Source organism: Massilia agrisoli, assembly GCF_020831365.1.
GTDB lineage: Bacteria > Pseudomonadota > Gammaproteobacteria > Burkholderiales > Burkholderiaceae_D > Telluria_A > Telluria_A agrisoli.
Genome location: NZ_JAJHPV010000013.1, coordinates 883,695 through 897,703, shown reverse-complemented (window position 1 = coordinate 897,703; position 14,009 = coordinate 883,695). Strand labels below are relative to the sequence as shown.

Annotated in this window: 10 protein-coding genes; 4 read left to right on the top strand and 6 right to left on the bottom strand. The window is 67.9% G+C overall.

Annotated elements, in window-relative coordinates; genetic code table 11:
* Window positions 1–11: 11 nt before the first annotated feature.
* The 5 genes from crcB to LMJ30_RS13120 all read right to left on the bottom strand — a co-directional run bounded on the left by crcB (window position 12) and on the right by LMJ30_RS13120 (window position 5,584).
* Window positions 12–386, bottom strand: coding sequence for a fluoride efflux transporter CrcB (gene crcB, locus LMJ30_RS13140; RefSeq protein WP_229432780.1), 375 nt, complete (start codon window positions 384–386; stop codon window positions 12–14).
* The gene (gene moaE / locus LMJ30_RS13135) at window positions 383–841 is read right to left on the bottom strand and encodes a molybdopterin synthase catalytic subunit MoaE (RefSeq protein WP_229432779.1); all 459 of its coding nucleotides are present in this window, start codon (window positions 839–841) and stop codon (window positions 383–385) included. The genes crcB and moaE overlap by 4 nt, the downstream gene beginning before the upstream one ends.
* The gene (locus tag LMJ30_RS13130; RefSeq protein ID WP_229432778.1) at window positions 838–3,381 is read right to left on the bottom strand and encodes a DUF349 domain-containing protein; all 2,544 of its coding nucleotides are present in this window, start codon (window positions 3,379–3,381) and stop codon (window positions 838–840) included. The genes moaE and LMJ30_RS13130 overlap by 4 nt, the downstream gene beginning before the upstream one ends.
* 100 nt (window positions 3,382–3,481) lie before the next feature.
* A complete protein-coding gene (locus LMJ30_RS13125; protein ID WP_229432777.1) occupies window positions 3,482–4,090 on the bottom strand; it encodes a hypothetical protein in 609 nt (202 codons plus the stop codon).
* 249 nt (window positions 4,091–4,339) lie between these two features.
* Window positions 4,340–5,584, bottom strand: a complete 1,245-nt coding sequence (locus LMJ30_RS13120) for a winged helix-turn-helix domain-containing protein (protein ID WP_229433013.1) — start codon at window positions 5,582–5,584, stop codon at window positions 4,340–4,342.
* Between the two features lie 150 nt (window positions 5,585–5,734).
* Here LMJ30_RS13120 and LMJ30_RS13115 point away from each other — a divergent pair, with 150 nt between their 5' ends.
* From LMJ30_RS13115 to LMJ30_RS13105, 3 genes are all read left to right on the top strand, one after another.
* Window positions 5,735–8,386: a diguanylate cyclase domain-containing protein gene (locus LMJ30_RS13115; protein ID WP_229432776.1), complete on the top strand. Its 2,652-nt coding sequence runs from the start codon at window positions 5,735–5,737 to the stop codon at window positions 8,384–8,386.
* 69 nt (window positions 8,387–8,455) lie between these two features.
* Window positions 8,456–9,709, top strand: coding sequence for an exonuclease SbcCD subunit D C-terminal domain-containing protein (locus LMJ30_RS13110; RefSeq protein WP_229432775.1), 1,254 nt, complete (start codon window positions 8,456–8,458; stop codon window positions 9,707–9,709).
* Window positions 9,706–13,449: an AAA family ATPase gene (locus LMJ30_RS13105; RefSeq protein ID WP_229432774.1), complete on the top strand. Its 3,744-nt coding sequence runs from the start codon at window positions 9,706–9,708 to the stop codon at window positions 13,447–13,449. Before LMJ30_RS13110 ends, LMJ30_RS13105 begins: the two co-directional genes overlap by 4 nt.
* A 5-nt stretch (window positions 13,450–13,454) precedes the next feature.
* Here LMJ30_RS13105 and LMJ30_RS13100 read toward each other — a convergent pair whose 3' ends face one another.
* Window positions 13,455–13,607 carry a hypothetical protein gene (locus tag LMJ30_RS13100; RefSeq protein ID WP_229432773.1) on the bottom strand — a complete coding sequence of 51 codons (153 nt, stop codon included), beginning with the start codon at window positions 13,605–13,607 and terminating at the stop codon, window positions 13,455–13,457.
* Window positions 13,608–13,780: 173 nt separating this feature from the next.
* On the opposite strand from LMJ30_RS13100, the gene LMJ30_RS13095 reads away from it, so the two are divergent.
* Window positions 13,781–13,993, top strand: a complete 213-nt coding sequence (locus LMJ30_RS13095; RefSeq protein ID WP_229432772.1) for a hypothetical protein — start codon at window positions 13,781–13,783, stop codon at window positions 13,991–13,993.
* The last annotated feature ends 16 nt before the right edge of the window (window positions 13,994–14,009 follow it).

The following is a 14,009-nucleotide window of genomic DNA, read 5'->3' as shown; positions in this document are numbered from 1 at the left end:
TTGTTGTTGGTTTAATTAGACAGCATCCGCCATGTCGCGAAGCCGGCCATGCAGCAGCCGATCGAACCGGCCAGGTGCAGGACTGAATGCGCCGCGGCCCAGCCATAGTCGCCGCGCTGGAGCAGCACCATGGCCTCGCCCGAAAACGTCGAAAACGTGGTCAGGCCGCCCAGGAAGCCGGTGACCGCAAACAACCGCCACTCCGGCGACAGGTGCGGGAACGAGGCGAAAAAGCCCATCAGCAGCCCGATCAGGTAGCCGCCGCCAAGGTTCGCCACCACGGTACCGACCGGCAGCTTGCCGTGCAGACCGGCCAGCCACAGCGACAGGCCCCAGCGCAGCCAGGCGCCGATGGCGGCGCCCAGCCCGACCGCCACCCAGCTCAAGCGCTGCCCCATTTCGCGCGGGCGCTGTCGTCGGACTCGCGCGCGTCGACCCAGCGTGCGCCGTCCGGCGTCTGTTCCTTCTTCCAGAACGGGGCGTCGGTCTTCAGGTAGTCGATGATGAACTCGCAGGCGTCGAAGGCCTCGCCGCGGTGGGCGGACGCGCAGGCGACCAGCACGATCTGCTCGAGCGGCTTGAGGGGGCCGACCCGGTGGATCACGCGCGCGCCAAGCAGCGGCCAGCGCGCGCCGGCCTGTTCGACGATCTTCGCCAGCGCCTGTTCGGTCATGCCCGGATAGTGTTCAAGCTCCATTTCGCTGACCCTGGACCCGTCGTTCATGTCGCGCACGGTGCCGACAAAGCTGACCACCGCGCCAATGCGCGGGTCCTGCGCGCGCAGCGACGCCAGTTCGGCGCTGACGTCGAAATCGTCCGCCTGGACGCTTACCTGTTTCATTGATGCTCCTTGCCGAAGATGCGTACAAACAGGTGTTCGATGCGCGAGGAGGTGCGCGCATCGGCCAGCGCGGGCATCGCGCACAACTGGAGGAACTGTGCCGATTGCGTCAGCGGCTTCTGCCCGGACTTGAGCGAGGTTTGCAGCACTTCGACCTGCAGTTTCAGGCGCTCGCGCGCGAATTCCGGGCCGCTGTCGACGCCGGTGGCGATTTCCAGCCGCAGGATCTCGTGCAGCAGCTGGTCGCGATTCCGTTCGAGCACGCGAATGTACTCCTCGCGCCTGCCCGATGCGGCAGCGCCGAGCGCCGCGCGCAGGCGTGCTTCCAGCGCTTTTTCGTAGTCGGCGCTCAAAGGCGCCATGCTGTCCCAGCGCGTCGTCCACTGGACGGCGTCGATGTCCTTGCCCTGCGCCAGCGCCGCCTCAAGCGCCTGGCACAAGCGCAGCTTCTCGCGCAGCGCATTGGCCTGCGCCAGCCCGGCATTGCGCTTGGCGATATCGGCATGGTGCTGCACCGACGCCACCGCCGCGTGATAGCGCTTCTCGACCCTGGCCTCGTTTGCGCGCGGCACCGGGCCGATGGCATGCCATTCGGTGGCCGCCTCGCGCAGCAGCTTGCCGGCGGCGCCAGGCTCGATGCCCTCGGCCGCCGCTTCCAGCCGGGCGCTGATGGCTTCCTTGGCTTGCTGGTGGGCGCGCCGTTCGGCGTCGGCTGCGTGCGCGCTTTCCTTTCGGCTTGCGAACACCGCGTCGCAGGCGGCGCGGAAACGCTGCCACAGGGCCTGCTCGGTCTTGCGTTCGAGCGGGAGCGCCTTGGCGTGCTCCTGCCAGCGTTCCTGCAGCGCGCGCAGCAAGTCGAGGGCGTGGCGGTCGTGCGGGTTGATGGCCCTGGCCTGCTCGATCAGCTCTTCGCGCCCTGCCGCTTCCATCTTGCGGCGCTCTTCCAGCGGTCCCTGGAGCACGTTCAGCGCATCGGCAAACTCCTGGTCGAGCCGCTTCTTTTCCTTGCGGTCGATGGCGCCGAGATGGCTCCACGCCAGCCGCAGGCGCTGCACGGTGCCGGCCACGTGCTTCCAGTCGGCGCTGTCGGCATCACCCAGGCGCCCCGCTTCGGCCACCGCTTCGGCAACCAGCGCCTGGGCCCTGGCCGCATTGGCGTGGCGTTCACCGGCCAGCTGCTTGAAGTGGGCGGCGGCAGGTGCATAGGCTACCGTGCAGGCGCTGTCGAAGCGTTCCCACAGGGTTTTCGGCGCGGCGCCGGACAAGGCGTCGAGCGCCTTCCAGCGTTCGCGCATGCTGCCGACCTTTTTGGCCAGTTCGGCCATCGCCAGGTTTTGCGACGGCAGCTGTTCGACTGCCTTGATCAGTTCTTCGCGCGAGACGTTGCCGCCCCAGCGTGCCCAGTCGGACAGGCGCTTGAATTCGGCGCGCGCGTGGGCCAGCCGTTCGGCCTGCGGCGGCGTCAGGCGCACGCCCTTGCTGTCCTTGAGGGCCTTGTCGCAATCGGCCGCGGCGGCCAGCGAACCATGCTGCAGCGCCGCTTCCAGCGCGGCGAGCGTAGCGAGGAACTCGTCGCTGGCGCCGGCTGCCGGCGGCGGCGGGCGCAGTTCCTTCACCTTCGGCACCGGCTGCGGCAGCGCGGCGAGCAGCGCGTCGAAGCGCTCCTGCAGCGATGGCGAAGCACCGTCCGGCATCGGGCCGAACTGCTGCCAGCTGCGGCGCATGCGCTCGGCGTCGAGCGACTCGCGCGGCGCGGCTTCCCATTCGTCCAGCGCCGCTTCGCGCGCGGCCAGCGCAGCCTGGCCTTTTTCGATTGCGCCGAGCGAGGCTTTGACGCGCGCGCGCTCGATCTCGAATTCATTGACCAGGCTGCGCGGCAGCGAGGCATGCTCCGGCGCGGCCAGCGCCTCGGCCTGGGCCTGCACCAGCTGGTCCAGCTGCGCCGCCATTTCAGGGGCCGCGAGGCCTTGGCCGGCGAGCTGGCGCAGCGCGCCGAGGCGGTCGATCATCGCGCGCTGCAGCGCTACCTGGGCTTCGAGCCGCTGGCCCAGCCGGGCGCGGACCTCGTCGAATTCGGGGGACAGTTCAGGGGCCGCGATCACCGACCAGCGGCGGTCCAGCTCGGCAACCTGGTTTGGGCTGAGCTTGTCATCGGCAACAAGCGCATTGGCCTGGCCGATGCAGGCGCGTCCGCGTTCGAGCTCGGCCTGGTGGTGGCGGATGGCATCGAGGCGCGACTGCATCAGTTTTGCGACACGGCGGTCGGTATTGCGGATCGCCGCGTGCACTCTTTCGAGTTGTTCGCGCGAATGGACAAACTCCGCCGCGGCCAGGCGCAGCTCGGAGAACTCGCTGTTCAGGATGAAATCGGCTGCCGCAACTTCGTCGCCGGCCAGGACCGGGATTTTTTCGGCTTGCAGGGCGCGCGGCGAAGGCTGGCCGGTGTCTGGCGACTGGTCAGGCTGACCCTTCTGCTCAGCCTGTTCGGCCGGGGCCGCGCCCGCTTTGTCGCCGGACCGCTTGAAAAGAAATTCAAACATGACGTCGCATCAATCATTCAAAACCACCATCATAGCAAGAACACAGCCCCGGGGCGCGGGACTGGCGGCGGTTTTGCGTTGGCGGCGCCCGTCCGCCGCCCTAGCCTGCGGCCCAGGCCGCCTGGCGGCGCTCAGCTGCGCGCAGCGAGGCGGCCGGCATGGCATCGGCCATGTCGCCGGGCCCGCCATCTCGCGCCGGCCGGCTCTCTTGGCGGTAGGCGTCGTGGGCCAGCATCTGGTTGGCGACCGCGAACCAGTCCTCGCCGGAAATCATGGTGCGCGCCAGCGAAAACAGTTCGTGCTCCTCACGGTCGAGCCGGGTAAGCATGGCGTCGCAGAACGCGCCGATGCCTTTGCAGAACTGGCGCACCGCCGCTTCGCTGTCGATTGGCCCCGCATTGACCCTGGCAACCACGTCGGCGATCGCATGGCCGGCGGCGTCGCTCAGCGCATCGAGCTCGTCAAGCAGGCTGTTGGCCTGCGCGGTGGCGCGGCGCATGGCGGGGATCAGGAAAATATCGATTTTGCGCCAGTGGCAGTTGTGGAACAGGCGCTGCAACGCGTCGCATGCATACGTGACCTGGCCCGGCGTCAATGCCGCCTGGTTCCGGAAATTAGTGGGCAGTAACTTTTGAAGGGACTGCAGGCTGACACGAACGCTGGCTTGCTCGACCGACAGGGCTACAAGGGTGTATGTCGCCGTTAACATTCGCTCTCCTCAGGAATCGTTCGCCGGCAAGGAAGCCGGCACGCAACAGCGCGCCTGGCGAACCTGGCAGGGTGATTGTGTTTTGGAACGGCTGGACGAAGTGTATTTATGAATTCTGTTTTCGTCAGCCCGGAAGAACAAGTGTAAAGATCATCGACAACCCCGGTTTGATCTTGCGCAAGCCCGGGGTCATTGACGAAGCCTCGATTTGAGCGGCCTGGCAAGCATCGCGCGCGCCGGCCAGCGAGGTCAAGCCGCCTGCGGCTGGTCGCCCGCGCGCTCGCCGAGCGCCTGCGCCAGCACAGCCGCAAAAGCCTCCGGCAAGGCCTGGGTCACCCGGATCTCCGGGCAGCCATGCCAGCGCGCGCAGCGCAGCACCGCTGCCGCCACATCCGCGGCGAAGCGCTCGCTGATCCGCACGCCCGGCTCCAGCGCCACCGACTTAAGCTCGAACACCCCTTGGCGCCGGTGCGCCTTGGCGTCGATGCGCCCCGCCAGCACGCCGCGGCGCAGGATCGGCAGCGTGAAGTAGCCATAGCGCCGCTTGTCGGCCGGCGTATAGCATTCGAGCCGGTAGTCGAAATTGAACAGTTCGAGCGCGCGCCTGCGGTCCCACACGATCGGGTCGAACGGCGACAGCAGGGTCGTCACGGTCGGCGCCAGCAGCCCGGCCCCCGCGCGTTCGGCCAGCGCGCGGTGATCTGGGTGGATATAGACCGGCTCGTCCCAGCCGGCCACGCGGGCGCGCAGCAGCAGGCCTTCGTCCACCAGCGCATCCGGGTCGACATGGGGGCGGCGGGTGCGGTGGTAGTCCGGAATCCACGCGGCCTTGCAGGCCCCGATGGCTTTGACCGCGCGCAGCGCAAACTCGCGCCGGGTGTCCGCCATCGTGGGCATCTGGCTGTCGTCCCAGGCCGGGTGCACGCGTTCGGCCAGGTCGTACACCCGCTGGAAGTTGTGGCGCCGCGCGATCATCAGCGCGCCGGAGGTAAACAGCACCTCCAGCGAGCGCTTTTCGGGTTTCCACTCCCACCATCCGCCGGCCTTGCCGTCGCTGCGTTCAAAATCGGACGACCGGGTCGGCCCATGCTTGCGGATATGCGACAGCACCTGCTCGACCTCGCCGGCGCGCTCGCGCATCCAGGTCTCGGAGTACTTCCAGCCCATCGCGGCCGGATCGATCATCCGGTGCCGGTACAGGCGGTAGTCCTCGATCGGCACAAAGCACGCCTCATGCGCCCAGTACTCGAACAGCAAGCCTTCGGCCAGGTGCTGTTCCAGCCAGGCCGGGTCATAGTCGCCCAGCCGGCTCCACAGCACCAGGTAGGGGCTGCGCGCCACCACGCTGATGGTGTCGATCTGCAGCACGCCCATCCGGCGGATCGCCTCGATGACGTCCGCTTTGGACGCCTTGCGGCGGCGCGGCTGCAGCATGCCCTGTGCTGCCAGGTGGAGCGCGCGGGCGGCGGCGGGAGTCAGGTTCAGGTCACTCATCATTTCATTTTAGTTACTTGTAAACCCGTTTTACTTAATGCAGGGAATTATTTTTCTTCGTACCCAACAAAAGCGCAAAGTTTGAGGGCAGAATGTACGCAAGGGACGATCAGTTCACGAACCAGCAAGTTTAATCGTCTAAGGGGAAACTTGAGCACCTCATTCAGACTGTTTCGCCGCTGGGCCGCGCCGCGGCTTGGCGCCAGCCTGCTTCCCGTCTTTGCCATCCTGTTGCTGGCGGGGATGTGGGGCGCCATGCTCTACCAGGTTGAGCTGGAGCGACAGGTCGCGCACAGCAAGGCCGTCGGGCAGAGCCAGGCGCAGGCACGCGCGCTCTCTGATTACGTCGGCAACATCCTGCGCCAGGCCGGGCACGCCACCCATGTCTTCAAGCTGAGCTACGAGCAGACGGGCGGCGCTTATCCGCTTGCCGAATTTGCCACGCGCGGCGGCCTGCTTGACAGCGTGCTGCCGGTCAAACTGGCGATCCCGATGGCCGTGTACGACGCCAGCGGCAAGCTGGCCGACAGCCTGAATGCGCCCATGCCCACCAGCGCCGCCAGCACGCCCTATTTCCCCATCCTTGCACGCAGCGCGCGCGATGTGAATATCGTGACCTCGGCGCGCACCAGCCCGCACGGCAGCGCGTGGCAGATCCAGGTGGCGCGGCGCCTGTCGCGCCCTGACGGCAGCTTTGCCGGCGTGGTAGTGATGGTGATCGAGCCCTCGCTGTTCGTCGACGACTACGACCGCCTCGACATCGACGAGCGCTCCGCCGTCGTGCTGGTCAGCCGCGCTGCCGGCCTGTCGGCGGGACGCCTGGGCGAGTCGCTGTTTACCAGCGACACCCTGGAATTCAATCCGGTCGGGCCGCGCGGACGCCGGCTGGCCGAAGTCATCCCCGACGAAACGCTCGATGAGGTGCCGCGCATCTACGCCGCCAGCGAGCTGGGACGCGACGCGCTGGTCGCCGTGGTGGGCATCCCGCGCGACGTGGCGCTGGCCAGCTTCGAGCGCCAGCGCCTGGTCTACCTGGCCATTGCGCTGGCCGGCGGCGCGCTGATTATCGGTGTGTCGGTGATGCTGATGAAGCAAAGCGCGCGCCTGCGCGCCAGCATGTGCGCCGCCCGCGAAGCCCAGGCCATGCTGCGCGGCGCCGTTCACGGCAGTCTCGACGCCTTCATGCTGCTCAGGGCCGCGCGCGGCGAGGATGGCCAGGTGGTGGACTTCAGCATCGCCGACATCAATGAAATCGGCGCGGCGATACTGAAGCGCCCGCGTGAGCAGCTCATCGGCGAAAAGGCGTTTGCGCTGCTGCCGCGGCTCGCCAAAACCGGCTTGTTCGACAATTACGTCAAGGCGCTGGAGACCGGCCAGTCGCACTCCGAGGAATTCGAGATCCGCCTGGACGGCGAGGCGCCGATCTGGATTCATCACCAGGTGGTGCCGATCGAAGGCGGCGTGGCGGTGACCTCGCGCGACATCACGGAGCGCAAGCGCGAGGAAATCGAGATTCGCAGCAGCCGCAACTTCCTGCAATCGCTGATCAACAACCTGCCGCTCCTCATTTACGTCAAGAGCGCGCGCCTTGATAACTTCGGCCAGATCCTGATCTGGAACCAGGCCGCCGAGACGGTCACCGGCTACCGTCCCGACCAGGTGATCGGCAAGCGCGACGCCGAGGCCTTCCCGTCCGGGTTCGGGCTGACCACGCCGGCCGAAGACCTGGCCATGCTGGACACGCCAATGGTGGTCGACCTGCCGGAAAAGCCGGTGAGCCGTCCGGACGGCACCGTGCGCTACCTGCACACGATGTCGGTGCCGCTGTTCGACGCCGACGGCCATCTCGAATACATCCTGTGCATCGCCGAAGACGTGACGCGCCGCCGCGAGCAGGACCAGAACCTGCGCGAGGCGCTTGCCGCCCACCGCGAAAGCGAGGCGCGCCTGCGCACCATCGCCGACGCCCTGCCGGCCATGATTGCCTACATCGACGCCAGCGAGACCTACCGCTTCCACAACGCCGCGTTCCTGCGCGACTTCCTCGGCGGGCGCGACATGGTCGGCGCGACGGTTCGCGCCACCATTGGCGAACAGCGCTACCGCGTGCTCGAACCCTATATCAGGCGCGCGCTGGTCGGCGAGACCGTCGTGTTCGAAGAGGTCGACGAAAGCGGAGGACGCGACATCGCCTACCAGATCACCTATATTCCGCAAACCGGCGCTGACGGGCACACCATCGTCGGCTTCCACGTGATGAGGCAGGACATCACCTCGCACAAGCGCGAGAAGAAGCAGCTGATGATGCTGTCGCAGATCGACGCGCTGACCGGCCTGACCAACCGCGCCGGGTTCTTCCAGAAGCTCGATGCGGCGATGCAGAACAGTACCGCGAAAGGCGCGCTGATGGCCGTCATGTACATGGACATCGACCACTTCAAGCCGGTCAACGACACCTACGGCCACAACACCGGCGACGCGCTGCTCAAGGCGTTTTCGGGACGGCTGACGCACACGGTGCGCGCCAGCGACACCGTGGCGCGCCTGGGCGGCGACGAATTCACCATCGTCATGGAAAACCTGTCGCGCAACGAAGACGCCTCGGCCATCGCCGCCAAGATCGTCAGCGCGATGCAAAAGCCGTTCAAGCTGGGCGAGGTCAGCGTGTCGGTATCGACCAGCATCGGGCTGGCCTTCTTCCAGGGCGGCCTGCTGGAGCCGGAAGAACTGCTGAAACAGGCGGACATGCTGCTGTACCAGGCCAAGCAGGCGGGCCGCAACACCTTCCGCGCCGCGATCTGATCCCTGTCGTGGCGGCCGGACGGCCGGGTGCGCTATAGTAAGCGATTGAATTTCACCCAAGCGTATCCGATGCGGCTGTTGCATACCTCCGACTGGCATCTGGGCCAGGCCCTCCACAACTACGAACGCAGCTACGAGCACCAGCGCTTCCTCGACTGGCTGCTCGACACGATCGTGTCGGAGCAGGCCGACGCCCTCCTGATCGCCGGAGACATTTTTGACACCGCCAATCCGTCGGCCAGCGCCCAGAAGCAGCTTTACCGCTTCCTGCGGCAGGCGCGCGAGCGCGCCCCGCAGCTGGACATCGTCGTCATCGCAGGCAACCACGACTCGCCGGGCCGGCTGGAGGCGCCGGCGCCGCTGCTGGAAGCGCACGGCACCAGCGTTATCGGCAATGTCATCCGCAACGGGGACGGCGCCATCGAGCTCGATCGCCTGCTGGTGCCCTTGCATGGAAAGGACGGCGCCGTCGCGGCGTGGTGCCTCGCCGTGCCGTTCCTGCGCCCCGGCGACGTGCCGCGCAGCGAGGCGCTGGAAGAAGGCCTCGATCCTTACCTGCATGGCATCGGGCTGCTGTATGAACAGGCGTTCGCGCTGGCGCGCGCCAGGTGCGCGAACGGCGAAGCGATCGTCGCCATGGGCCACTGCCACATGGTCAACGGCGAATCGTCCAACGATTCCGAACGCCGCATCGTCATCGGCGGCACCGAAGCGCTGCCCGCCGGGATTTTCGACCCGGCGATCGCCTACGCCGCCCTCGGCCACCTGCACCTTGCCCAGCGCGTCGGGCAGAAAGAGCACATCCGTTATTGCGGCAGCCCGCTGCCGCTGTCGTTCGCCGAAACCGGCTACAAGCACCAGGTGCTGCGGGTCGACCTGGCCGGCGGCAACGCGGCCGAGGTCACGCCGCTGATGGTGCCGCGCGCCGTGGAGCTGCTGCGCGTGCCGCCGCAGCCCGCGCCGCTGGAAGAAGCGATTGCCGCGCTCGAAGCGCTGGAACTGGCCGACCTGCCGCATGAACTGCAACCCTTCCTTGAGGTCCGCGTGCTGCTCGACGCCCCGGAACCCGGCCTGCGCGGGCGCATCGAAGCGGCGCTCGCCGGCAAGCCGGTGCGGCTGGCGAAAATCGAGCCGACCCGCAAGCGCGATCCGTCCAGCGCCGACACCGCCGCCCTTTCGCTTGAGCAGCTGGCCGAGCTCCAGCCGGACGACATCTTCCGCCGCCTGTACCTGCAGCAGTACGGCGAAGAAGCGCACCCCGAACACCTGAGCGCATTCGCCGAACTGATGCTGGCCGCGCCTGCTGAGGCGGGCAAACCATGAGGATACTGAAGATCAGCGGCCGCAACCTCGCATCGCTGGCGGGTGAGTTCTGCGTCGACTTCGAGCAGGAGCCGCTCGCCTCGTCCGGCCTGTTTGCGATCAGCGGACCGACCGGCGCCGGCAAAAGCACCCTGCTCGACGCCATGTGCCTGGCGCTGTACGACGCCACGCCGCGCCTGCTCAAGCGCAAGAGCGCCAGCCTGCTGCCGGATGTCGGCGACGACACGGTGTCGGTGCACGACCCGCGCACCCTGCTGCGCCGCGGCGCCACCGACGCATGGGCCGAGGTCGACTTCGTCGGCAACGACGCCCTGCGTTACCGGGCGCGCTGGAGCGTCAAGCGCTCGCGCAACAAGGTCGCGGGGCCGCTGCAGAAGTCCTCGATGTCCCTGCACCAGCTGCCGGAGCTGGCGCCGCTGGGCAAAACCAATACCGAAGTGCTGTCCGAAATCGCGCAGCGGGTCGGCCTGTCGTTCGAACAGTTCACACGCGCGGTACTGCTGGCGCAAAACGAGTTCTCCGCCTTCCTCAAAACCGAGGAAAACGAACGCGGCGAGCTGCTGGAGACGCTGACCGGCAGCGCGATTTACAGCGCCATCTCCAGGCGTGCCTTCGAACGCTTCAAGGCGGAACAGGCGGCGTCGCAGCGGCTGGCGGCGCGCCTTGCGGACCAGACGCCGCTGCCTGCGGAGGCGCGCGCCGAACTCGATGCCCAGGCCGCGGCGGCCGACGCAGCCTTATCCCAGGCCGACGTCCGCAAAGCCGCACTGGAACAGCAGCTGCGCTGGCAGGAGGAGCTGGACAAGCTGGCCGGGCAGATCGGGCAGGCCGAGGCGTCGCTGGCGGAAAGCGTGCAATCCGTCGATGCCGCCAATGGCAGGAAGCGCCACCTGGCAGCCATCGAGGCGGTCCAGCCGGCCCGTCCGCTGGTCGCGGAGCGCGCCCGCCTTGCGGCGGAACGCGCCAACGTGCAGGCCTCTCTTACGGCCTGCGACGACGCGCTGGCGGCGGCCGTGGCCGCGCAGGAGCAGGCGGCGAAGGCACTGGCGGACATCAACAGCCGTGTACAAGCGGCGGAACAGGCGCAGCGCGCCGCAGGTCCGCAACTCGATGCCGCCAAGCGCCTTGACGCCACGATGTCGGCGCTGGCCCCCGCGCATTCGGCGGCCAGCGCAGCCCGCACAGCAGCGGCCAGCGAACTGAATGCGGCAACTGCCGCGGCGGCGCAGGCAGCAACGGCGCTCAATGCCAACCGCATTGCCCATCAGTCGGCAGGCGCCTGGCTTGAAGCGCACCGGCGCCTTGAACCACTCGCTGCGCAGTGGCCGCGCTGGGACAAGCTGTTTGCCCAGGCCAGCAAGGACATCGGGCGCGAACGCAGCCTTGCGGCCGAACTGGTGCAAGCGGACGCTGCGCTGCAGTCCGCCCGCGCCGCCGAGCAGGCCGCCGCAGTTGCGCTGTCCGAATCCGGCGCGCGTTTGCAGGCGCTGGAAGCGGCAAGGCAGCAGGCCATTGCTGCGCTCACCACGTTCAACGCGCGCGGTTTGCGCGCCGCCCGCCAGGCACTCGACCAGCGGCGCGACAGCCTGGCCGCGGGCGAAAAAGCGTGGACCGGTCTGGACGCGCTGCGCCTGCGTTTGAACCAGGCCACCGCCCGTGCGAGCGAACTGGCCCAGGCCACGGCAAGCGCGCAAGCCTTGCTCGCGGCGGCCACGGCTGACGCGGTGGCCATCGACGCGGCCCGTGTGCAGGCCGAGCGTTCGCACCATGCCGCCCAGCTGGCATGCGCCGGCAGTGTTGAGGACTTGCGCGAGACGCTTGAAGACGGCGAGCCCTGCCCTGTCTGCGGCAGCGCCGACCACCCATACCAGAACCAGGATGCAAGCCTGCGGGCGATGCTGGCAAGCCTGGACGCCGAAGTGATCCGCTGCCGCGCGGTGGCGGCCGAGAACCTGTCGGCACAAAGCGCGCAGCGCGCGATCATCGCGGCCAATGAGCAGCAGTCGGCCGCGTGCTTGCGCGAGCAGGCGGCGCTGGAGCCGGCGCTGGAACAGGCGCAAGCGCTGTGGGCATCAAGTCCGCTGGCTGCCGAAGTTCCGGATGAAGGACAGCGCAGCGAATGGTTCGCCGCGCAGATGGAGATCACGCGCGCAAGTTCGCGCGAGCTGGACGCGCAGGAGCAGGCGGAACGCGCCGCCGCCGATGCGCGCGACAAGGCCCAGGCCGCATGCGACCTGGGCGCGGCGGAACGCGACCGCTTGCAGGAAGCTGCCAGCACGTCGCGCGCCACGGCTGCGCAAGCCAGCGCCAATCACGCCTCGGTGGCGGAGCGCCATGCCCATGCGGCGGCCAGCCTGGCTGCGATCCTGGACGAACTGGACGACGTGATCGGCCCTTCGCCGTGGCGCGATGCGTGGCTGACGGACCCGGAAGGCTTCCGCGCCCACCGCGCCGGCGAAGCCGCGCAATGGAACGAACAAGCCGCCAGGCACGCGGCGCTGACGGTATCGATTTCAACGCAGACGGTCGAACACGCCGCCTTGCAGATGCGCTGCAGCCAGTGCGACCAGCTATCGAGCGAGGCGCAGGCGGCGTTCGAGCGCATCGACCGTGAACTGGACGGCAAGCGGCGCGAGCGCATGACGCTGTGGGACGGCAAGCCGGTGGCGGACGTCGAGGCGGCGCTGCTGCTGGCCATCGACAACGCACGCGCCCAGCTGGCAAGCCAGCAGGCTGCGCGCGAGCACGCCGCGCACGCGGAAACCCGTGCGCGTGAATCGCTGGCCCACAACAAGGAGCGGCTTGCCGCGATCGAGGCGCAGGCCACCGCTGCCGACGCCCGGCTCCATGCCTGGCTGGCGGGATTCGGCGAACAGCATCCGGGGCTCGACCCGGTCGATGGCGAAACGGTGGACAAGCTGCTCGCGCTCGCCCCGTCGTGGATCGCGCAGGAGCGCGCCGCCCTGGCCGCGCTGGAGACGGCGGCAGCCACTGCCGCCACCGTGCTGGCGGAACGGCGCGCGCGCCGTGAGCTGCACCTGCAAAGCCCGCTGGCTGGATCGTCCGGGCCCGCGGCGGCGCTGGCGCAGGCACTGGCGGCGCTGGAAGCCGAGCGCAAGGCCGCGCACGACGCCGCCACCGCATTCAGGCTGCAGGTGGCGCAGGATGAAGTCCGCCGCGAGAGCGCGAAATCGGTCATGGCCGACATCGAAGCGCAGCAGGCCGTGGAGCGGCGCTGGGGGCAGATGAACGAGTTGATCGGTTCAGCCGACGGCAAGAAATTCCGCAACTACGCCCAGCAGTTCACGCTTGACGTGCTGCTCGGTTACGCCAACAGCCACCTGTCGCACCTGGCGCGCCGCTACCGGCTCGAACGGGTGCTGACCAGCGGCGGCCCGTCGCTCAGCCTGCTGGTGCGCGACCAGGACATGGGCGGTGAAATCCGCTCCGTCAATTCGCTGTCCGGCGGCGAATCGTTCCTGGTGTCGCTGGCCCTCGCGCTGGGACTGGCGTCGCTGTCGTCGAACCGGGTGCGGGTCGAGTCGCTGTTTATCGACGAAGGCTTCGGCAGCCTCGACAGCGACACCCTGCGCGTCGCGATGGATGCCCTCGACGGCCTGCACGCCACCGGCCGCAAGGTCGGCGTGATCTCGCACGTTCAGGAGATGACCGAACGGATCTCGACAAAAATCCTGGTCCAGCCGTCAGGCGGCGGCACCAGCAGCGTCACGGTGCAGTGAGGCGCTCAGCGTTTATGGCAGGGCGGCACGGTGCGCACAAGCTCCCAACCCAGCTCGCGGCGGATCTGGGAAGGATCGGGAGGCGGCCGGCGGCGCTGCACTTCGGCGCGCAGCCACTCCCTGACGCTTTCCTTGGTGGGTTGCTTGTGCTTGTTCATGCTTGCCTGCTCCTGGAACGGCCACATGTGGCCTGCCCCGTAAACGCGGCGGCGCTGGTTCAGTTGACTGCCGTTCGCTGATTCAATGTGGGGTTCGCCATCGCCGTCCACAAGTTGGGCGGCGCGGCCCGGTGATAAAATGCGCGCTTTCCTGAACCTGCCTGAGCCACATCATGTCCAAGCCTGCCCGCGTGCTGACCTTCAAGTGCGACAAATGCACGAAGCCAGTCAAAGTTTTCCTGCAAAAAGTTTCCGCCTGCTCACACATCCAGCCTTACCAGGGCTTGTGCGCGTGCGGCGAGCTGAAGCGCCACGCGACCGGCAACCCGGACGCGGTCGCTTCCTACCTCCAGTCCAGCGATGGAAACTGGTCGCATCATCACTGACCTTCGATTGCCCTTC